The following is a 21,348-nucleotide window of genomic DNA, read 5'->3' as shown; positions in this document are numbered from 1 at the left end:
GGGCGTCAGCCCTTGCCGCCCGCCGTGAGGACCTGGGCCGCCGCCACACCGGCCGCGCTGTTGCCGTGGCCGCCGCCCTCGACCTCGGCGGCGACGGCGAGGTCGCCGCGGTAGGCGATGAACCAGCTGTTGGTGGCCTGGCCGCCGGCCTCGACGGTGCCGGTCTTGGCGCCGATCTGCCCGGACAGGCCGGACATCGGGGCGCGGGCGGTGCCCTCGGTCGCGGTCTTGGCCATCATCGCGCGCAGGTCCCGGGCGACGTCGGCGGGCAGTTGCCCGGGCGCCGTCACGCGCTTGGCGTCCTCCCGCAGGACGGGCTGACGGAACGTTCCGCTCTGTACGGTGGCGGCGACCGAGGCCATCAGCAGCGAGTTGACCTGGATCCGGCCCTGGCCGATGTACTCGGCGGCGGCATCGTCCTTGGTGCCCGGCAGCGGGATGGTGGCGTCCCGGCTCGGGATGCCGATGTGCCACTCCAGACCGAGGCCGAACTGCTCGCGGGCCACCTTGGTGAGCGTGCCCGGCTGCAGCTTCTCCAGGCCCTTGTCGATGAAGCCGGTGTTGCAGGAGTGGGTGAAGTCGTCGGTGAGCGTGTACCCGGGGAAGTCGCCACGGTCGTCGTTGTGCCAGGGACGCGGTGAGTAGGTGGTGTCCTTGCACGGCGCCGCGCTGTCCGGCGTCACCCCGGCCTCGAGCAGGGCGGCGGAGGTGATCACCTTCATCGTGGAGCCGGGCGGCTGGCCGCCCGCGACCGCGCGGTTGAAGCCGCTCGGCGAGTAGGCCATCGCGAGGATCCGGCCGGTGCTCGGCTGGATGGCCACCAGCGAGGCGGGCTTGCCGCCCGCCGACTGCTGCTTGACCGCGTCCTCGGCGACCTGCTGGAGGTCGGCGTCCAGCGTGAGCTTGACCTGCGGCGCGCTCGGCGGGGTCAGCACGAACAGCTGCTCGGACTCCTTCCCGGAGCCGCCCGAGACCACCACGGCCCGCCCGGTGACGACGGTCGCGCCGTCGGCGGGCGCGATCTGCGGCAGGACGGCGCTCAGCGAGGGGAAGCCGTCGAGCGGCTTGCCGTTGCGGTCGGCCGGCTTCGACACCGGGTCCGGCAGCGCCTTCACGGCGATCGTCCGGCCCGGGCCGAGCTGCGGGTGGATCACGGTCGGCGCCCAGTGCACGACCGCCCGGCCGTCCTCGGCCCGGACCACGCTGAGCGCGCTGTCGTACTCCCAGGCGCCGGTCGCGCCCTCGAACTCGGCCTTCACCCGGAAGCCGAGGGTCGGCCCGCTCGCCGCGCCGGTCGCCGCCGGGCCCGTTGCCGCCGCGCCCGCCGCCGGCCCCGTGCCGGTCAGCGCGAGCGAGCGCGCCGGGACGTTCTCGTGGAAGGCGGTCAGCGCCGCGCGCGCCGTCTCCGGCCGGTCCGTGAGGGCGGAGGCGGCGGCCACGTCCCCGCGGCCCCAGGCCGCCAGGAAGTCCTTCGCCACCGACTCGGCCTGCTGGGCGGTCGGCGGCTCCTGCGGAGCCTTCGTCGCGGTGTCGGACCCCTGGCCGCCGCCGGTGCCCGAGGAACTGGTGCCGTTCGAGACGGCGTTCATGATGGTGTAGGCGCCGTACCCGCCGACGGCCAGCAGTGCGGCGAACACCCCGCCCACCGCCACCAGCACGGCCCGCCGCGCGCCCGGCCGGCGCGGCGCTTCCTCCTCGTCCTCGAACTCGACGTGGTTCCCGTCGAGTTCGGTGTATCCGGCGTACCCGTCGGGCTCCCGGTCCTCGCGCATGTCCTCGTCCCCCTGTGTCCTTCACGGCACTTCGGTGTTCCGCTGCCGCTCGGTGTTCCGTGTCGCGCGGACCTGCCCCCTCCGGCATCCCGGCCCGCCGCTGCCCGTCCGGCCGGTCGGTGATCCGTTCGGGCGCGGACCAGCCTATGCGGAGGCGGGCGATCGGTCGATAGCGGGAGGACCGGTGCCGGACCGCGGGCATCGGACCCTCCGGCCGCACGGCTCGGTGTGGGGAGACAACTCGCCCATCGACCAGCGGAGTTCCGCCCGCCCCGGGGGCTCCGGGTGGGCGGACCCGAGCGCCTGACGGATCGTCGGCTGCGCCGGTCGGGTGGCGGCCCGGGCCGTGGCCCGCGCGGTGGAGCGGTCCGACGTGTGCGAACGGGTACTGTGCGGCGGGGCCGACCGGCCCCGCTCGCTGCGCGGATGGGAGAACGCATGCCCGGGACCCGGCACACCGGAGGCGGTAGCACCGGCCGAGCGGCCCGACGGCTGGCCGCCGTCCTGTTCCTGCCGACGCTGTCGGCCTGCGGAGGCGGTGGCGGCGATTCCGGCAACGCTCCGGTCGACAGCGGGCAGAGCAACAGCCCGCAGACCGAGGAGCAGCGGACCAAGGCGCGCGCGATCGAGGGCGGGTTCCAGAACGCCGGCTCGGTGTCCGCCATCGCACACGGCTCCGGCACGAAGGCCGTCGTCGTGCTGAAGAGTTCCTCGCACACCCCGACCGAGGCCACCATCAGCAACGTCAGCGACTGCACGGAGAACGCCCGGCTCGCCACCCCGAGTCAGGCCACGGTGTCGGTGACCGACAGCGGCAGCGAGCCGGCGGAGTTCACCCTCCCGACGTCGAGCGCGTCGAGTCGACCGGTCTGCTACACGGTGACCATCGGCACGGAGAGCCGGGACCTCCAGGCCAGGGGAGCCGTCGAGGGTACGGTCTCTCCGGCCACGGGCACGGCCTCTCCGGGCGAGAGCACGTCTGGCACCGGTCCGAGCCACGGACCGACGAGCGCCGGCGGAGGCGAGACCCCGTACGGAGGCGGCGGGGGGACCGGTACCGAGAGCGGGAGCACCCCCTGAGCCCTGCCGGGGAGGAACGGCCCGCCGAGGAGGGGGAGCGGCCGTCCGACGCCGGGGAGCGGCCTGCCGCGAGTCCGTGGAGCGGCTGGATCGCCAAGCTCGCCGGCTGGATCGCCCCGACCACCTTCGTGACCGCGCTGCTCCTCTTCTTCGGCTACGCCTACACCGACGCCTTCTACGGCTACTTCGGCATCGACGCCGAGACGATCGGTTTCTCCACCCAGGAGCTGCTCCTGCGCAGCTCCTCGGCCCTCTACCTGCCCGCCGGGGTGGTGCTCAGCGGGCTCCTGGTGGCGGCCCTGGCGTTCCCGCTCGTGGCCGGTGCCGCCCGCCGCGGTACCGGAGGTGCCCGGGCGCTGCGCGGGATGTGCCTCGCCGCCGTCCTGCCGGCGGCCGCGCTGCTGGTACTCGGCATGCTGGCGGGGTTCGAGGCGATCGACGCCGGCCCGATGGGTGCCCCGGTGCTGATCGGTGGCGCACTGCTGCTCGCCCTCCTGGCGCGGCTGCTGTACGTGCGGGGCAGCGGTGCGACGTTCCCCGTGGCGGGAGAGCGGGCGGCGCTGGGCGTCACGACGGCGATCGTCGCCCTGTGTGCGTACTGGGCGGTCGGCAGCTACGCCCAGGAGAAGGGGCAGGCCGACGCCGAACAGCTCTCCCACAACCTCCACCTGAGGCCGGCCGTCCTGCTCGACACCTCGGAGCGGCTCTCGCTGGGCTGGCCCGGGGTGCGGGAGGCACCGCTGCCGGAGGCGGCGGCCGGGGCGCACTTCCGGTACCGCTACGAGGGCCTGCGGCTGCTGGCGCAGTCCGGCAACCGGATGTTCCTGATCCCGCGGCGCTGGACCTGGGACACCGGGAACGTCCTGGTCCTCCCGGTCGACGCCGACGTCCGGGTGGCCTTCCACGCCGGCTGACCGGTCCTGCCCCCACCCGCACCCGCCTGCACGGCTGCGCACGGCTGCGCACGGCTGCGCACGGCTGCGCCGCGGCCCGTCCCCCTCGGACGGACCGCGGCGCGGCGGCTTTCACGCGGCGTCAGGTCGCGCCGGTCACACCGGCTGCCACAGCGCCGGGACGATCGGCGGCTCCCAGCCGACCTGGGCGGTGTGGCCCTGGAGGCAGACGTAGGTGACCCCGTTGTACGTCACCGTGTCGCCGGTCTTGTAGGTGGCGCCGGGCGTCCAGGTGCCACCGGGGTTGGGGTTCCCGTTGCCCACGACCAGCGAGAAGCTGGTGCTGTGGGTGGCGGAGCCGGTCCCGGTGAGGGTGATGCTGTAGGTGCCGGCCGCGGTGGAGGCGGAGGTCGCGAGGGTCACCGTCGCGGAGCCGCCGGACTGCACCGAGGACGGGCTGAAGGAGACCGTGACGCCCGCCGGGGTGCCCGAGGCGGTCAGGGTGACCGTCTGGGCCGAGCCGGAGGTGGTCGCGGTGGCGACGGTCGCCGTGGCGGTGTCACCGGGGTTGACGGTGGCGGTGGCCGGGTTCACCGAGACGGAGAAGTCGTTGGCGGGCGTGCTGCCGCCGACCGAGGTCTTCCAGATGGTGTAGGCCACGCCGTCGGCGCTGCGGTTGAGCACCGTCGCGTCGACGTTGCCCGTGGTGTCGCAGGACTGGTGGTAGCAGGAGTCGTAGGAACGGCCCGCCGTGCCGCCCCACTTGGCCGCCTGCGCCGAGGTCTTGGTGGCGCTGGCGCCGGCCGCGTAGCCCGAGGTCGGGATGCCGGCCTGCTGGAAGGAGTAGTCGTCCGAGCGGCCCTGGCCCTCGACGTTCTCCTCCGGCTGCAGGTTGAGCGAGTCCCAGTAGGCCTTCATCGGCGCGGAGGCCGAGGAGGAGATGTTGTTGATGAAGTAGCCGGCGTTGGGCGAGCCGACCATGTCGAAGTTGTAGTAGGCCTTGATCGCGGAGCGCTGGGCGGAGCCGAGCTGGCCGACGTAGAACTGCGAGCCCTGCAGGCCCTGTTCCTCGCCGGTCCACCAGGCGAACCGGACGTGCCGGGTCAGCGAGGGGTTCTGCTGGGCGAGCACCAGGGCGTTCTCCAGCAGGGTGGCCGAGCCGGAGCCGTTGTCGTTGATGCCGGGGCCGGCGCCGACGCTGTCCAGGTGCGCGCCGAACATGGTGACCTGGTCGGACGGGCCGCCGGGCCAGTCGGCGATCAGGTTGTTGGACTGGTAGGTGCAGGAGGTGCAGGTCTGCTCGCTGACGGTGTACCCGGCCGCCTGCAGCTTGGCCTTGATGTACGCCACCGACTGGCTGTGCCCGGCGGTGCCCGCCCGGCGGTTGCCGCCGTTCTGGTTGGCGATGGTGTTCAGCTGCGACAGGTGGGCCTGGACCTTGGCGACGTCGATGTCGGGCGCGGGCCCGCCGGGGTTGCCCCCGCCGCCGACGGTCAGGGTGTACTGGGCGGTGTGGGTGGCCGCGCCGGCGGTGCCGGTCACGGTGATCACGTACGTCCCGGCCGGGGCGCCCGCGGAGGCCGACAGGGTCAGCGTGGCGGAGGAACCGGTCTGCACGGACGAGGGGCTGACCGTCGCGGTGACCCCGGACGGGGCGCCGGAGACGCTCAGGTTGACGGACTGCGCGGTGCCCGAGGTGAGGGCGGTGCCGACCGTCGCCGTGGTCGAGGAGCCGGGCTGGACCGAGCCGGCCGCGGGGGCGAGCGACAGCGAGAAGTCGTTGGTGCCGGACGGCGTGCAGGTCGGGTCACCGCTCTGCGCGGTCACGCTGACCGCGTCCCAGGCGGCCTTGGCCCGGTTGAAGAAGGTGCAGGACGGGTCCAGGTTCTTCGCCGCGGTCAGGGTGGCGGTGCGGTAGCGCTTGTACGTCATGCCGCTGGTCTTGAGCAGCATGCCGCCGTAGAAGACCCGGCCGGCGTCCTTGACACCGATGCCGGTGACCGAGGAGTTGTTGCAGGTCGGGCTGGTGGGCTTGCCGCCGCCCGGGTTGGAGCCCTCGGCCAGCAGGTAGAACCAGTGGTTCAGCGGGCCGGCCGCCGCGTGCTCCTCGGTGTTCGGGATGGAGGCGGAGTAGCAGTTGGGGTTGTTGCTCACCAGCGAGGGGTTGTACATGTTGCGGATCGGCCCGGTGCCGACCAGGTTGATCATCTCGCCGACGGTGTAGTCCGGACTGTCGTACGGCGCGGGCTCGTTGGCGTACGCCTCGGTGAGCGCGCCCATGATGTCGCCGGTGGACTCGCCGAGCCCGGCCTCGTTGTTGGCGCCGCCGGGGGTGTACTGGTCGATGCCGTGGCCGAACTCGTGGCCGACCACGTCGATCGAGGCGATCCACTCGTTGGCCTGGCTGTGGCCGATGGATATCGAGCTGCCGTCCCAGTAGGCGTTGACGTCGTTGAGGCCGACCTTCACCGGCCAGCTGCCGCCGTTGCCGTCGTGCCCGTTGCGACCCAGCCAGTCGCGGAGCATGTCCCATTCCTTCTGGGCCGCGAACATCGCGTCCCCGCAGCCGGTCTCCTTGCTGGTCGGGCTGCCGGTGCCCCAGGAGTCGCCGGACTTGGAGAACACCTGACCGGTGCTGTAGTCGGAACAGGACAGGCCCGGCCGGTTGGGGTCGCGCAGCGAGTACGAGCCGCCCGAGCCGGTGGTGCTGATGGTGACCGGGGCGGGCCCGTTCCACTTGCTGTTGACGGTGCCGGCGTGGACGTCGTCGTAGCTGTCGACGACCTCGCCGGTCGCCGCGTCGACGAAGACGTGCAGCCGGCTCGGGGCGCTGCCCCGGTGGCCGCTGAGCACGGTCTCCCAGGCGAGCCGGCCGCCGCTGCCGTCCTTGACCCGGACGACCAGGCGGTTCGACTCCACCGAGTCCACCGCGGGCAGTGCGGTGCGGGCCGTCTTCTCCGCCTTGTCCGCGCCGATCTTCGGGGTGACGGACCCGCCGACCGGGCCGGGGGCGGCGGACTGCAGGCCGCGGACCTTGCCCTGGCCGTCGGCGAGCACCACCGCGTCGCCGCCGACCACCGGCAGGCCGCGGTAGCTGCGCTCGTACGCGACGGAGTAGAGGCCGCCGACCCACGGGGTGACGGACGTGCGTTCATAGGACTCGTCGGGGCCCTTGGCCAGGGCGTCCAGGCCCGCCGAGGCCGCGGCGTCGGCGGCGTTGACGGCGGCGGCCAGGGCGGTGGGCGGTGCCGGGGCGGGGGTGGGCGCGGCGGTGGCCGGCCCCGTGCTGGCGGCGATCAGGCCGGCCAGCACGGTCAGGGTGGTCGCCGTGGTGAGCAACCTGCCGGTGGAAACTCTGCGTTGCATCGAGGCTCCTCGCATGTGGGGGTCCTCGACCGCGGACGGGCATGGCTGGTGGCGCACCGCAGGCCGTGTCGGGGGGCGGCCGTGCGGGCCGTCCGCGCTCGGGTGCCCGAACCCTCACATGGCGTCATGCTCGGGTCAATGGCTGGTGCGGGCGATGCATAGGGTTGGCAAATTCCGTCAAGCCCGCGGCCCGGCTTCGCGTCAAGCTGGGCTTTTCCGCGAGTGGTTGAGACCACATCATGTACGGCGAGGGTGGCCATCGAGTACCGTCGGCGATCGGGCGCGTCGGCACCGGGCACGTCGGTCGTCGAGCACGTCTGTCGTCGGGCAGGTGGGCGATCGGGCGCGTCGGCCACCGGGCACCGGGCACCGTCCTCGTCATCGGAGTCGTCGGAACCACTGGAATCGTCGGCGGGCCCCGCACCGGGCCGGGGCGGCGATGCACCCGGGGAGGAAGCCGTGGAGCGCAACCGCGTGGTCCCTGCGGCGGGGGCTCCGGCACCGCCGACCGGCCAGGGCCGGGGCGCCTGGCAGGAGTTCGGCGCCCGGCTGCGGCACTGGCGGCGCCGGGCCGGCCTCACCCAGGCGCAGCTCGGCGCCGGGATCGGCTACGACCACACCGCGGTCAGCAAGATCGAGCACGGAGCCCGCCGGGTCACCCCCAGGATCGCCGACCGGATCGACGAACTCCTGCTCGCCGGAGGGGAGGTGAGCGCCGCCTGCCTGCGCGCCGAGACCGCCGAGCTGTGCGCCCTCGACTCCTTCTCGCCCGCGCTGCTGCGGCCCCCGCTGCCCGGTGCCGCCGCGGCCGGTCCGGCTCCGGCCGTCCCCGCCCCTGCCCCGGCCGCCCCCGCCCGGTTGCCGGACTACGGCCTGCTCTGCCCGCTGCACGGCGCCGACGGCTGCGCCGTCCCCGGAGCCGGCGAACTCGCCGCCCTGCACGCCGAGTTCTGCGCCCCCGGAGCGCTCGCCGAGCCGGCCTCCGCCGCACCGCTGGACGCCGCCACCGCGCACGCCCTGACCGGACTGCTCGCCGCCCGGCTGCGCTCCGGCGAGACCGGCGACCGGCCGGGCCTCGCCGCCGCCGTCGAACGCACCCTGCACGCCGTGCTCGCCCGGCTCGCCGACGCCCCAGCCGGGCAGCGCGGTCCGCTCGCCCGGCTGGCCGCCGAACACGCCCACGCGGCCGGCGCGCTGCGCATGCAGGACGGCCGCAACGCCACCGCGATGGCCTGCTACGACCGCGCGTTCACCTGGGCCGGGCTCGCCGGGGACCGGGCCACCCAGGTCGGCACGCTCAGCGACCTGAGCATCCTGGCCCGGCTGGACGGCGATCCGGAGGCGGCGCTCGGCTACGCCCGCGAGATCGACCGGGTCGCGCCCGGCCGGCACTGGGCCGGTGCGATGGGCCGGATCAGCCGGGCCCGCGCGCACGCCCTGACCGGCGACGTCCGCTCGACCGTCCGGCAGATCGGGCTGGCCCGGGCGCACCTGGACCACATCGGCGCGCAGGACGAGGTCGACGCGCCCTGGCTCTCCATCGCCTCGATGCGGATGCGGGTCGAGTCCGCCGCGGCCGCCGCGCTGCGCGACCTCGCGGCGGCCGGTGACGACCCCCGGCTGGCCCGCCGGGCGCTGAGCGCCACCGAGACCGCGCTCGGCCTGCTCGGCCCGAACCAACTCCCCTCCAGCCGCCTGCTGTTCATCGTCCGGGCGGCGGACTGCCACGTCTGCGCGCACGATCCGCGGACGGCCGTCGAACTCCTCGCGCCCGCGCTGGAGGCGACTCCTGCGGCCGTCCTCCCGGCGCTGGTGGAGCACGAGCTGCGCGGCCTGCGCGACCGCCTGGCGGCGTACGAACCGCGCGCCGCCCACCAACTCGCGGAGCTGGTCCGGGCCTGAGCGGCGGCAGTCGCCAAGGGGCCGGCAAGGGGTCGTCAAGGGACGGGCCGGAAGGCGGTCGGAAGGCGGTCGGGACGTGTCCGGGCGGCGTTCGGGAGGCGTTCGGACGGGGCGCCCGCCGGCGCTCACTGTGCGGTGTGACGGTGCCGCGCCCCCACAACTCCCGCCCCTACGGGGAAATGCGCCCTCTTCGCGCCGTCCGAGCGTCAACTTCGTGTGCGCATCGTCCGCCGATCGGGTCATTCGTGGCGTTAACACGTCGAATGACTGCCCCAACCATCGGCTCCCGCTAGAGTCGAGACGTTTCCGGTCGTTGGTCTGCGAAGAACGGGGGGCGCGTGCTGTACGCCATCGCACGCCGACTCGCCCATCCGCTCCTGCTGTTGGGCGTCCTGTCCACCGCCGTCGTGACCTTGCGCCTGCACTGGGCACCCGACCGGGTCTCCCCGCTCGTCCTGGTGGCCGTCATCGGATACCTGGCGGTGCTGGAGAGGGTGATCCCGTACCGGACCGACTGGCACCCGACGCGGCGTGAACTCGGCTGGTACAGCGTCTACTTCGTGCTGAGCATGGTCGGCGGGGGGCTGGCCCAGGGTCTGGTGGCGGCGCTGGTGGAGCTGCTCGGCCCGGCGCACCCGGCGCTGCCCTTCGCGGCGGAGATCCCGCTCGCGCTGCTGGTCGGCTCGCTCGGCGACTACCTCGTGCACCGCTGGTCGCACCGCAACCGGTGGCTCTGGCGGCTGCACGGCGTGCACCACGTGCCGGAGAAGGTGAACGTCGCGAACAACGGCGTGAACCATTTCCTGGACGTCCTCGTCGCGCAGTCCGTGGTCCAACTTTCGCTGGCGCTGATCGGATTCTCGGCGGATTCAGTGTTCGTGGTCGGAATATTCGTCATGGCGCAGGGGTATTTCGTCCACGCGAACATCGACGTCCACCTCGGGCCGCTCGGCCACGTCCTGGCCGGCCCGGAACTCCACCGCCTGCACCACAGCACCGACCTGGCCGAAGCCGGCCACTACGCCTCCGACCTCTCGCTGTGGGACCACGTGTTCGGGAGCTACACCTGGCGGCCCGGCCGCGTGCCCACCGCCGTCGGCCTGACCGACCCGGCCGCGTTCCCCACGACCGGCGAGCTCGGCGCCAGCCTGCTGCACCCCTGGCGCCGGGTGAGGACCACCGAGCAGTCCGTCTGAACTCCGGTCCGCGCAGCCCCCTTGCCCGTGCCCCCGGCGCCACGCCATCACCCCCGGAATGGACCATGACCTCCTCGCCCTCCGCCGCGCCCCGCGAGCCCATCGCGATCACCGGTATCGGCTGCCGCCTGCCGGGACACGCCAACGACCACCGGACCTACTGGCGCAACCTGATCGAGGGCCGGGACTGTCTCACCGGGACGCCCGCCGACCGCTACGACACCGCCACCCTGGGCAGCCGGGACCGGGCCAAACCGGGGCGTCTGATCGGCGGCCGGGGCGGCTACATCGACGGCTTCGACACCTTCGACCCGGACTTCTTCGGGATCAGCCCGCGCGAGGCCGAGCACATGGACCCGCAGCAGCGCAAGCTCCTGGAGGTCAGCTGGGAGGCGCTGGAGGACGGCGGCCTGCGCCCGGCCGAGCTGGCCGGCCGCGACGTGGGCGTCTACATGGGTGCCTTCACCCTCGACTGGAAGATCCTGCAGTTCGCCGACCTCGACTTCGCGACCATCGCCGCGCACACCGCCACCGGCACCATGATGACGATGGTCTCCAACCGGATCTCGCACTGCTTCGACTTCCGCGGCCCCAGCGTCTCGATCGACACCGCCTGCAGCTCCTCGCTGGTCGCGGTCCACCTGGCCTGCCAGAGCCTGCTCCGCGGCGAGACCGAACTCGCCCTGGCCGGAGGCGCGTTGCTGCACATGGCGCCGCAGTACACGATCGCCGAGACCAAGGGCGGCTTCCTCTCCGCGGACGGCCGCTCGCGCGCCTTCGACGCCGCCGCCGACGGCTACGTCCGGGCCGAGGGCGTCGGCGTGGTCGTGCTCAAGCGGCTCTCCGACGCGCGGCGCGACGGGGATCCGGTGCACGCCGTGATCCTCGGCAGCGGCGTCAACCAGGACGGCCGCACCAACGGCATCACCGTCCCCAGCGCGGACGCCCAGGTCGCCCTGATCGAGCGGGTCTGCGCCGAGGCCGGGGTGCTGCCCGGCAGCCTGCAGTACGTCGAGGCGCACGGCACCTCCACCCCGGTCGGCGACCCGATCGAGGCCGCCGCGCTCGGCCGGGTGCTCGGCATCGGCCGCCGCGCCGGGGACCGCTGCTACGTCGGCTCGGTCAAGACCAACATCGGGCACACCGAGGCCGCCGCCGGGGTCGCCGGGCTGATCAAGACCGCGCTCGCCCTCAAGCACCGCCGCATCCCGCCGCACCTCAACCTGGAGCGCCCCAACCCCGGCATCGACCTGGCCGTGCTGCCCTTCGAGATCCCGACCGGGCCGGTCGACTGGCCCGAGCACCGGGGACCGGCCCGCGCGGGCGTCAATTCCTTCGGTTTCGGCGGCACCAACGCACACGTCCTGCTGGAGGAGCCGCCCGCCCCGGAGCCCGCCGGGCCGGTCGCGCGGCCGGTCTGCACCGTCCTGCCGCTGAGCACCAAGGACGCCGCCGCACTGCCCGAACTCGCCGCCGCCGTACGGCGGGAGCTCGCCGCCGGGGTCTCGCTCACCGACCTCGGCCACACCCTGGCGCACCGCCGCCAGCACCTGCCCGAGCGGCTCGCGGTCGCGTACGCCTCCCGGCCGGAGCTGGACGAGGCGCTGGCCGCGTGCGAGCGCGGCGAGGAGCACCCGCGGGTGGTCCGGGGCCGCGCCCGGGAGCGCCGACAGCGGCGCCTGGCCTGGGTGTTCACCGGCATGGGCCCGCAGTGGTGGGGGATGGGCCGCGGCCTGTACGAGCACGAGCCGGTCTACCGGGAGGCCGTCCGGGCCGTCGACGGGGAGATCCGCGAGCAGGCCGGCTGGTCGCTGCTGACCGAACTGGGCCGGGACGAGGCGGACTCCCGGATGGCCGAGACCTGGCTGGCCCAGCCCGCCAACTTCGCCGTCCAGGTGGGGCTCTCGGCACTCTGGCGAAGCCACGGCCTGCACCCCGACGCGGTGGTGGGCCACAGCACCGGCGAGGTGGCGGCCTTCCACGAGGCCGGGGTGTACGACCTCGCCGACGCCGTCCGGGTGGTGCTGGCCCGCAGCCGGCTCCAGCAGCGGCTGGCCGGCACCGGCGGCATGCTCGCGGTCGGCCTGCCGGAGGCGGAGGCGGAGCGCCGGATCCGGCCGTACCGCGCCCGGGTCTCGCTCGGCGCGGTCAACAGCCCGTCCGCGGTGACCCTGGCCGGGGACACCGACGCCCTCGGCGAACTGGCCGGGGAGCTGCGGCAGCAGGGCGTCTTCACCCGCCTGCTGGACGTCGAAGTCCCGTACCACAGCGTGCGGATGGAGCCGATCCGGGACGAGCTGACCGCCGCGCTCGCCGCCGTCAAACCACGGGAGGCGCGGCTGCCGCTCTACCTGACCGCGCGGGAGGGGCTCGCCCGCGGCCCCGAACTGGACGGCGGCTACTGGTGGGAGAACGTCCGCAACCCGGTGCGGTTCCGGGCCGCCGTCGAGCGGATGGCCGAGGACGGGCACGGTCTGTTCCTGGAGGTCGGGCCGCACCCGGTGCTCGGGCACGCGATCCGCGAGTGCGCCGAGCACGCCCACACCCTGCCGTCGATCCGTCGCGGCCAGCACGAGCCCACCCGCTTCGCCCACAGCCTGGCCGAACTGCACACCCTCGGCGTCGAGTTGAGCTGGCACGCGCTGCACCCGGCCGGCCGTCCGGTGCCGCTGCCGACGTACCCCTGGCGGCGCGACCGGTACTGGACCGAGCCCGAGCCGGTCGCGCGGGTCAGGCTCGGCCGGGTCGACCACCCGCTGCTCGGCCGCCGCACCGCGAGCGCCCAGCCCGGCTGGACCACCGCGCTGGACCCCGAGCGGCTGCCGTACCTGACCGACCACCGGATCGAGGGCCAGGCGGTCTTCCCGGCCGCCGGGTACCTGGAGATGGCCGCCCAGGCCGTCCGCGCCCTGACCGGCGGCACCGAGGTGGTGCTGGCCGAGGTCGAACTCAACCGGGCGCTGTTCCTCTCCGAGACCGAGCCCGTCCCGGTCCAGTTCGGCTACGCGCCGCAGGACGCCCGCTTCAGCGTCGCCGCCACCCCCGCCGGCGGCGAGCCGACCGTGCACGCCTGCGGCCGGGTCCGCACCGGCCAGCGCCGCTCGTACGGCCCCGCACTGGACCTCTCGGCGCCGGACGCCTACGGGCGGCACCTCGACGGACCGGACTGCTACCGGCGACTGGCCGAACGCGGCTACGACTACGGACCGGCCTTCCGGGCCATCGCGGAGGTCTGGGCCGGCCCCGGCCGGGCGCTCGCCCGGATCCGGCCGACCGCCGCCCTCGGCCCCGACGCGGCCGACCACCACCTGCACCCGGTACTGCTGGACGCCTGCTTCCAGACCCTGCTCACCACCACCCTGCACACCCCCGCCGGCGGCGGCGTCCGGCTGCCCGTCGCCATCGAGGAGGTCAGGCTCGACGCGATCGGCGACCGGCCGATCTGGGCACACGCCACCGTCACCCGGGACGGCGGCGGCGAACTCGTCGGCGACATCGCCCTGCACGCCGAGGACGGCACCCCGCTCGGCCGGATCACCGGCTTCCGGGTCGCCGACGTCGCCCAGGCACCGGCCTCGGTCGGCCTGGCCACCATCGACGGCTGGCTCACCGAGGTCGCCTGGCCGGAGGCGCCCGCGCCCGCCGCGCCCGGCCAGGACCCCGGCGACCTGCTGCTCCTCGCCGACCGGAGCGGCCTCGCCGAACGGCTGGCCGCGCTCGCCGCCGAGCGCGGCGCCCGCTGCCACCTCGTCCGGCCCGGCCCGGAGTACCGCCACGGCGACGGGCACTCGACCGTACGGCCCGACTCCGCCGAGGACCTCCGGCGGCTGCTCGCCGACCTGGCACCCGGCTACCGCACCGTCGTCCACCTCTGGAACCTCGACCTGCCCGCCCTCGACGCCACCCCGCCCGACCGGCTCGACGCACTCGCCACCCTCGGCGCCTACTCGCTGATCGCCCTCGCCCGGGCCCTGCCCGAGGCCCGCCCGGACGGCCGGCTGCACATCGTCACCCGGGGCACCCAGCCCGCCGCCCCCGGCGACCGGGTCGAACCGCTCGGCGCCCCCGCCTGGGGCATCGGGCGCGTCCTGTGGCAGCAGGAACTCACCGCCCAGCGCGGCAGCCTGATCGACCTCGATCCGGCCGCCCCCGCGGCCGACCAGGCCGAGGCGCTGCTCGCCGAACTCGCCGCCCGGGACGAGCAGGAGCTCGCGCTGCGGGCCGGCCGCCGCCTGACCGCCCGGCTGCGCCCGGCCCAGGGCCTCACCCGGCCGCTGCCGCCGGTCCTGCGCCCCGATGGCAGCTACCTGGTCACCGGCGCGTTCGGCGCCCTCGGCCGGCTGCTCTGCCGCACCCTGGTCAGGCGCGGCGCCCGGCGGCTGATCCTGGTCGGCCGCACCGCCCTGCCCGAGCGCTCCCGGTGGGCGCAGACCGATCCGGACACCCCCGCCGGGGAGCGGATCGCCTTCCTGCGCGAACTGCGGGCACTCGGCGCCGAACCGCTGCTCGCCCCGGTGGACGTCACCGACGAAACCGCCCTGGCCGACTGGCTCGCCGACTACCGGGAGCACCAACACCCGCCGATCCGGGGCGTGTTCCACCTCGCCGGGCAGGTCAAGGACACCCTGCTGGCGCAGATGGACCGCGCCGCCTTCGACGCCGGGTACGCCCCCAAGGTGGCCGGCGGCCACCTGCTGCACCGGCTGCTGCGCGACGAACCGCTCGACCACTTCGTGCTGTTCGCCTCCGTCGCCGCGCTGCTCACCACCGCCGGGCAGACCAACTACGCGGCCGGGAACGCCTTCCTGGACGCCCTCGCGCACCACCGCCGGGCCGCCGGCCTGCCCGCGCTCAGCCTGGACTGGGGCCCCTGGGCCACCGGCATGATCGAGGAACTGGGCCTGGTCGCCCACTACCGGGACGCCCGCGGGATGAGCTCGCTGCCGCCGCACGCCGGGACGGCCGTGCTGGAGCGCGTCCTCGGCCAGGACCACGCCCAGCTGCTGGTCGCCACCGTGGTCGACTGGCCGACCTTCCTCGCCTGGTACCCGGCGCCCCCGCCACTGGTCGCCGAGCTGGCCGCGAGCGCCGCCGAGCAGGCCCCGGCCGAGACCGGCGGCTTCCTGGACGCCTACCGGGCGGCCGACCCGGGGACCCGACGGGACCTGGTCACCGAGCGGTTCACCGCCGCCGCCGCGGCCGTGCTGCGGACCGGCGTCGACCGGATCGGCCCGGACACCGGGCTCGGCGCGCACGGCCTGGACTCGCTGCTCGCGATGGAGCTGCGCGCCCGGGTGCACGGCGACCTGGGCGTCGCCCTGCCGGTGGTGGCCCTGCTCGGCAACGGCACCGTCGGCGACCTGGTCGACCTGCTCGCCGAGGGCCTGGACGAGCGGCTCGAAGCCGACGCCGGCCCGGCGCGGGCCGAGGTCGAACCGCACACCGACGAGTCCCGCTACCCGCTCACCCACAACCAGCAGGCCCTCTGGTTCCTGCGCCAACTGCACCCCGAGGGCTTCGCGTACAACATCGGCGGCGCCGTCGAGATCCGCGCCGAGCTCGACCCGGAGCTGGTGTTCGCCGCCTTCCGCCGGCTGGTCGCCCGCCACCCCGGACTGCGCGCCGCCTTCACCAGCGAGGAGGGCCGTCCGGTCCAGCGCATCCGCGCGGAAGTCCTGTCCGACACCGGGCTGTTCGACGTCGAGGGCCGCCCGTGGGAGGAGATCCACGAACTGATCGTCCGCGAGTACCGGCGGCCCTACGACCTCGCCGAGGACCCGCTGGTCCGGCTGCGGCTGTTCCGGCGCGGGCCGGACCGCTGGGTGCTGATGAAGGCCGTCCACCACATCGTCTCGGACGCGATCTCCACCTTCACCTTCATCGAGGAGCTGTTCGAGGTCTACGAGGCGCTGCGCCGCGGGCGCACCCCCGAACTGCCCCCGGTGCCCGCCCGCTACCTGGACTTCCTCAACCACCAGAACCGCTTCCTGGCCGGCCCCGGGGCGCAGCGGATGCTCGACTACTGGCGCGGCCGGCTGCCCGCCGGGACGCCGGTGCTGGCGCTGCCCACCGACAAGCCCCGGCCGGCCGTGCAGACCCACAACGGTGCGTCCGAGTTCTTCCGGCTGGACGCCGAACTCACCTCCCGTGTAGGTGAGTTGGCCCGTGCGCAGCAGGTCACCCCGTTCATGGTGCTGCTCGCCGGCTACTACCTGCTGCTGCACCGGTGGTCCGGGCAGCCGGACATCGTGGTCGGCAGCCCGGTGACCGGCCGCACCCGGGAGGAGTTCGGTTCCGTCTACGGCTACTTCGTCAACCCGCTGCCGCTGCACGTGAGCCTGGCCGGGGAGCCGACGGTGGCCGAGCTGCTGGCCCGGGTGCGGGAGAGCGTGCTCGGCGGGCTGGACAATCAGGAGTACCCCTTCCCGCTGCTGGTCGAGCAGTTGGGGCTGCAGCACGACCCGAGCCGCTCCGCGGTGTTCCAGGCGATGTTCATCCTGCTCACCCACAAGGTCGCCGTGGAGCGCTTCGGCTACCGCCTGGAGTACATCGAACTCCCGGAGGAGGAGGGCCAGTTCGACCTGACGCTGTCCGCCTACGAGGACCGCTCGGACGACTGCTTCCACTGCGTCCTCAAGTACAACTCCGACCTCTTCGAGCCCGCCACCGTCCGGCGGCTGGCCGCGCACTACCGCAACCTGCTGGACGCCATGACCCGCGCCGCCGAGGGCGAGCCGGTCGGGCGGCTGCGGATGCTGGACGCGGCCGAACGCCGGGAGATCCTCACCGGGTTCAGCGGCGCCGGGTGCCGGACCGGCCACGGCACCCCCGTGCCGGAGCTGATCGCCCGGGCCGCCGCCGAGCACCCGGAGGCCGTCGCCGTGGTCGCGCCCGGCCGCGACGGGGCCCGGCGCCTCACCTACGGCGAGCTGGACCGGCGCTCCCGGCACACCGCCGGACGGCTGCGCGACCTGGGCGTCGGGGAGGGCTCGGTGGTGGCCGTCTGCCTGGACAAGTCGCCCGAGCTGATCACCACCCTGCTGGGGATCTGGCGGGCCGGCGCGGCCTACCTGCCGCTCGACCCCGGGCACCCGGCCGACCGGCTGGCGTACCAGGTGGCGGACGCCGGCGCCGCGCTGGTGGTGGTCGACGAGCGGCGCCCGCCCGCCGTGGCGCTGCCCGCCGAGCCGGTCACCCTGGCGGAGCTGGAGCTGGACCTTGACCTGGACGTCGACCCGGATCCGGACCGGTCGGCCGGGCCGCTGCCCGCCGCCGACCCGGACCGGGCCGCCTACGTGATCCACACCTCCGGCTCCACCGGCCGCCCGAAGGGGGTCCGGGTCGACCACCGCAACCTGGCCGCCGTCACCGCCGGCTGGCGCGCGGAGTACCGGCTGGACACCGAGGTCCGGGTGCACCTGCAGATGGCCGGGACGGCCTTCGACGTCTTCTCCGGCGACCTCGCCCGGGCGCTCGGCACCGGCGGCACCCTCGTCCTGGTCGACCGCGAACTGCTCTTCGACACCGCCCGGCTGTACCGGGTGATGCGCGAAGAGGCCGTCGACTGCGGCGAGTTCGTGCCCGCCGTGGCCCGCGCCCTGCTGACCCACTGCGAACGCGACGGCCTGCGGCTGGACTTCCTGAAGCTGCTCGTCGTCGGCTCCGACTCCTGGAAGGCCGCCGAGCACCGCCGGCTGCGGGCCCTGTGCGGCGAGCGGACCCGGCTGGTCAACTCCTACGGCCTGACCGAGGCCACCGTCGACAGCACCTACTACGAGGGCACGGCCGAGGAACTGGAACCCGGCCGGATGGTGCCGATCGGCCGACCCTTCCCGAACAGCGCGCTGTACATCCTGGACCCGTACGGCGAGCCCGTCCCGGTGGGCGTCCCCGGCGAGCTGTGGATCGGCGGCGCGGGCGTCGCGGCCGGCTACCCCAATGACCCGGAGCTGACCGCCCGGCGCTTCGCCACGCTGGAGCCGGACGGCACACCGCTGCGGCTCTACCGCACCGGCGACCTCGGGCACTGGGACACCGCCGGCACCGCGCACCTGCTCGGCCGGATCGACAACCAGGTCAAGGTCCGCGGCCACCGGATCGAGCCGGGCGAGATCGAGGCCCACCTCACCGCCCGCCCCGAACTCGCCCAGGCCTGCGTGGCGGTCCGCCCGGACGCCACGGGCGAGGCCGTGCTGGCCGCCTACGTGGTGCCCGCGGAGGGCGCCGTGCTGGACCGCCGCGAACTGCGCCGCCACTTGGCCGAGCACCTGCCCACCGTGATGATCCCCTCCTACCTCACCGAACTGCCCGCGCTACCGCTCACCCCGAACGGCAAGGTCGACCTCGCCGCCCTGCCGGAGCCGGAGGCCGACACCGGCGGAGCCCAGCACGAACCGCCCGTCACCCTCTACGAGACCCGGGTCGCCGAACACTGGCGGAACCTGCTCGGCCTGGACGACGTCGGCCTGCAGCACGACTTCTTCGAACTCGGCGGCAGCTCGATCCGGCTGATCGAGCTGATCCACCACCTGCAGACCGAGTTCAGCATCGCCATCCCGGTCGGCCTGCTGTTCAAGGTCACCACCCTGCACGGGATGGCCCGCACCGTCGAGCAGATCGTCACCGGCGAGGTGGCCGGCGGCCAGCCCCACCTCTGGTTCAACTCCGCGGCGGACGGCGACCGTACGGTGTTCTGCTTCCCGCCGGCCGGCGGGCACGGACTGGTCTACCGGCAGCTCGCCGCGCACCTGCCCGAGCACCGGATCGCCGCCTTCAACTACCTGACCGGCGACGACAAGACCGCCCGCTACGCCGACCTGGTCGAGGAACTGCACCCGGCCGGACCGTACGCGCTGCTCGGCTACTCGCTCGGCGGCAACCTCGCCTTCGAAGTGGCCAAGGAGCTGGAACGCCGCGGCCGCACGGTCGCTTCGGTGCTGCTGGTGGACGCCTACCGCGCCCTGGACGCCTTCGACCTCGGCGAGGAGCACGTGGCCGTCTTCGAGCGCGAACTCCGGGAACACCTGCACCGCCACACCGGCTCGCGGATCGTCGCCCGGCAGACCCTCGAACAGGCCCGGGACTACCTGGAGTTCTGTAGCCGCACGCCCAACACCGGCACGGTGCGGGCCCGGCTCGACGTGGTCTGCGAGCGCGAGCGGCTGGGCGTGCACGTCGACGGGGAGGAGGGCTCCTGGCACGGCGCCTCCACCACCGGCACCGCCGTGCACGCCGGCCACGGCAGCCACGCCGAGATGCTCGACGGCGCGCACGCCGCCCGCAACGCCGCACTCGCGGGCGCGATCCTGGCGGGCGGCTTCCCGGCGGACGACCTCCCGGCGGACGACCTCCCGGCCGGAGGCGCCGCCGATGGCCGCGACTGACCGCGGACCGGACTGGTCCGTCCGGGAGCGGGCCCCCGGCGGCCCGCCCCGGGTCATCGTGATCGGGGCCGGCCTGGCCGGCCTCGCCACCGGCTGCTACGCGCAGATGAGCGGCCTGGAGACCCGGGTCTTCGAGAAGCACGTCCTGCCCGGTGGCTGCTGCACCGCGTGGTCCCGGCACGGCTACCTGTTCGACTACTGCATCGACTGGCTGATCGGCACCGCCGAGGGCACCGGCGCGCACCAGGTCTGGCGCGAACTCGGCGCCCTGGACGGCAAGTCGGTGACCCGCTTCGACACCTTCACCCGGGTCGTCGACGAACACGGCCGCGCCGTCACCTTCTACGGCGACCCGGACCGGCTGGAACACCACCTGCTGGCCCTCGCCCCCGACGACGCCAAGCCGATCCGGGCCTTCTGCCGGGACCTGCGCCGCTTCGCCGCCATCGACCTGCCCTGGGACCTCACCCCGCCGCCGCTGCGCACCCCGGCGGAGCGGCTGCGCACCCTGCGCACCGTGCTGCCCGCCTGCCGGCTGTTCTGGCGCACCGCTACCACCCCGATGAGCGGCTTCGCCGAGCGCTTCCAGGACCCGCTGCTGCGCCGGGCCTTCCCGACCATGTTCCTGCAGGAGCCGACCGGCTTCCCGCTGCTGCCGTACCTGTACACGCTGGCCGCCGCGCACAACGGCAACGCGGGCTTCCCGCAGGGCGGTTCGCTGGGCCTGGCGCGCTCGGTGGAGGAGCGCTACACCGCACTCGGCGGGGTGATCGGCTACCGCTGCCGGGTGGAGCGGGTCCTGATCGAGGACGGCCGCGCCGTCGGCGTCGAACTCCGGGACGGATCACGGCACTTCGCCGACCACGTGGTCGCCGCCTGTGACGGCCCGACCGTCCTCGACCGGCTGCTCCAAGGCCGCTACTCCAGCCCCACCACCGACCGGCTGTACGGCGAACTGCTCGACAAACCGGGCAACCTGTACCCGGCCGTGGTCTCCGCCTTCGTCGGCGTCGACGGCCCGCTGCCGGCGGGCGAACCGCACAGCACCACCTACCTGCTGGCACCCGAGGAGGGCGCCCGGCTGCCCGGCTCGCTGCAGAGCAGCCTGGTGGTGCAGCTGCGTTCGGCCTACGCGGAGGGCTTCGCCCCGCCCGGCAAGTCGGTGCTGCACTGCACCTACTTCAGCGACTACCGCTCCTGGAAGGACCTGCGGGTCCGGGACCGCCGGGCGTACCGGGCCCGCAAGCAGGAGGTCGCCGGGTTCGTCCGGGGCTTCCTGGACCGGACGTACCCGGGGCTCGGCCGGCGGATCGAACTGGTCGACGTGGCCTCGCCGGTGACCACCGAGCGGTTCACCGGCAACACCTACGGCAGCATCCTCGCCTGGCAGGCCTTCTCCGAGGCCGAGGACGCCGCCAACCGGCTGGTCAACCGGGACCGGATGCGGCTGCCCGGCCTCGACGGCTTCTCGATGGCCGGGCAGTGGACCGCGCTCGGCGGACTGATCCGGGCCGCGACCAGCGGACGGTTCGCCGTGCAGTACCTCTGCCGGGAGCTGGGCCTGCCGTTCCGGGCCTGGCCCAGCGACAACCGGGAGCCCTGGCACCCCGGCAAGTGGGGCCGCCTGCCGCAACTCGGCCGGGCCACCGAGGGGCGGCCGGGCGAGGGCGGGCCGGAGGGGGCAAGGGAGGCGGCGGACGTGGGACGGGCGGACGTGGACGTGGAAGTGGGAGTGGCGGAGTGAGCGGGACGACGA

Annotated in this window: 8 protein-coding genes; 6 read left to right on the top strand and 2 right to left on the bottom strand. The window is 74.4% G+C overall.

Annotated features, from left to right (window positions below; genetic code table 11):
* Positions 1-5 precede the first annotated feature (5 nt).
* A complete protein-coding gene (locus AB0Q99_RS01735) occupies positions 6-1,772 on the bottom strand; it encodes a penicillin-binding transpeptidase domain-containing protein (protein WP_363567382.1) in 1,767 nt (588 codons plus the stop codon).
* 438 nt (positions 1,773-2,210) lie between these two features.
* Here AB0Q99_RS01735 and AB0Q99_RS01730 point away from each other — a divergent pair, with 438 nt between their 5' ends.
* Complete coding sequence (locus AB0Q99_RS01730; protein WP_363567380.1) at positions 2,211-2,852, top strand: hypothetical protein; 642 nt, start codon at positions 2,211-2,213, stop codon at positions 2,850-2,852.
* A 128-nt stretch (positions 2,853-2,980) separates the two neighbouring features.
* The gene (locus AB0Q99_RS01725; RefSeq protein ID WP_363567379.1) at positions 2,981-3,766 is read left to right on the top strand and encodes a hypothetical protein; all 786 of its coding nucleotides are present in this window, start codon (positions 2,981-2,983) and stop codon (positions 3,764-3,766) included.
* A gap of 135 nt (positions 3,767-3,901) precedes the next feature.
* On the opposite strand, the gene AB0Q99_RS01720 is transcribed toward AB0Q99_RS01725, so the two are convergent.
* Positions 3,902-7,111: a M28 family peptidase gene (locus tag AB0Q99_RS01720; protein WP_363567377.1), complete on the bottom strand. Its 3,210-nt coding sequence runs from the start codon at positions 7,109-7,111 to the stop codon at positions 3,902-3,904.
* Between the two features lie 459 nt (positions 7,112-7,570).
* On the opposite strand from AB0Q99_RS01720, the gene AB0Q99_RS01715 reads away from it, so the two are divergent.
* The 4 genes from AB0Q99_RS01715 (at position 7,571) to AB0Q99_RS01700 (ending at position 21,336) form a co-directional block, all read left to right on the top strand.
* The gene (locus AB0Q99_RS01715) at positions 7,571-9,013 is read left to right on the top strand and encodes a helix-turn-helix transcriptional regulator (RefSeq protein ID WP_363567375.1); all 1,443 of its coding nucleotides are present in this window, start codon (positions 7,571-7,573) and stop codon (positions 9,011-9,013) included.
* A gap of 338 nt (positions 9,014-9,351) precedes the next feature.
* Positions 9,352-10,209 carry a sterol desaturase family protein gene (locus AB0Q99_RS01710; RefSeq protein ID WP_363567373.1) on the top strand — a complete coding sequence of 286 codons (858 nt, stop codon included), beginning with the start codon at positions 9,352-9,354 and terminating at the stop codon, positions 10,207-10,209.
* A gap of 65 nt (positions 10,210-10,274) precedes the next feature.
* Entirely contained in the window at positions 10,275-19,592 is a 9,318-nt protein-coding gene (locus AB0Q99_RS01705) for an amino acid adenylation domain-containing protein (RefSeq protein ID WP_363567371.1), read from the top strand.
* A complete protein-coding gene (locus tag AB0Q99_RS01700) occupies positions 19,579-21,336 on the top strand; it encodes an NAD(P)/FAD-dependent oxidoreductase (protein WP_363567369.1) in 1,758 nt (585 codons plus the stop codon). Before AB0Q99_RS01705 ends, AB0Q99_RS01700 begins: the two co-directional genes overlap by 14 nt.
* Positions 21,337-21,348: the final 12 nt, after the last annotated feature.

Origin of the sequence: Kitasatospora sp. NPDC086791 (assembly GCF_040685975.1) — a bacterium.
Classification (GTDB): Bacteria; Actinomycetota; Actinomycetes; order Streptomycetales; family Streptomycetaceae; genus Kitasatospora.
The sequence above is the reverse complement of the archived record's forward strand: the minus strand, read 5'-3'. Positions and strand labels throughout refer to the sequence as shown.

Bases quoted from the DNA above. Each gene is read 5' to 3' on its own strand.
- AB0Q99_RS01735 (WP_363567382.1), bottom strand. From the start codon at position 1,772: ATGCGCGAGGACCGGGAGCCCGACGGGTACGCCGGATACACCGAACTC.
- AB0Q99_RS01730 (WP_363567380.1), top strand. From the start codon at position 2,211: ATGCCCGGGACCCGGCACACCGGAGGCGGTAGCACCGGCCGAGCGGCC.
- AB0Q99_RS01720 (WP_363567377.1), bottom strand. From the start codon at position 7,111: ATGCAACGCAGAGTTTCCACCGGCAGGTTGCTCACCACGGCGACCACC.
- AB0Q99_RS01705 (WP_363567371.1), top strand. From the start codon at position 10,275: ATGACCTCCTCGCCCTCCGCCGCGCCCCGCGAGCCCATCGCGATCACC.
- AB0Q99_RS01700 (WP_363567369.1), top strand. From the start codon at position 19,579: ATGGCCGCGACTGACCGCGGACCGGACTGGTCCGTCCGGGAGCGGGCC.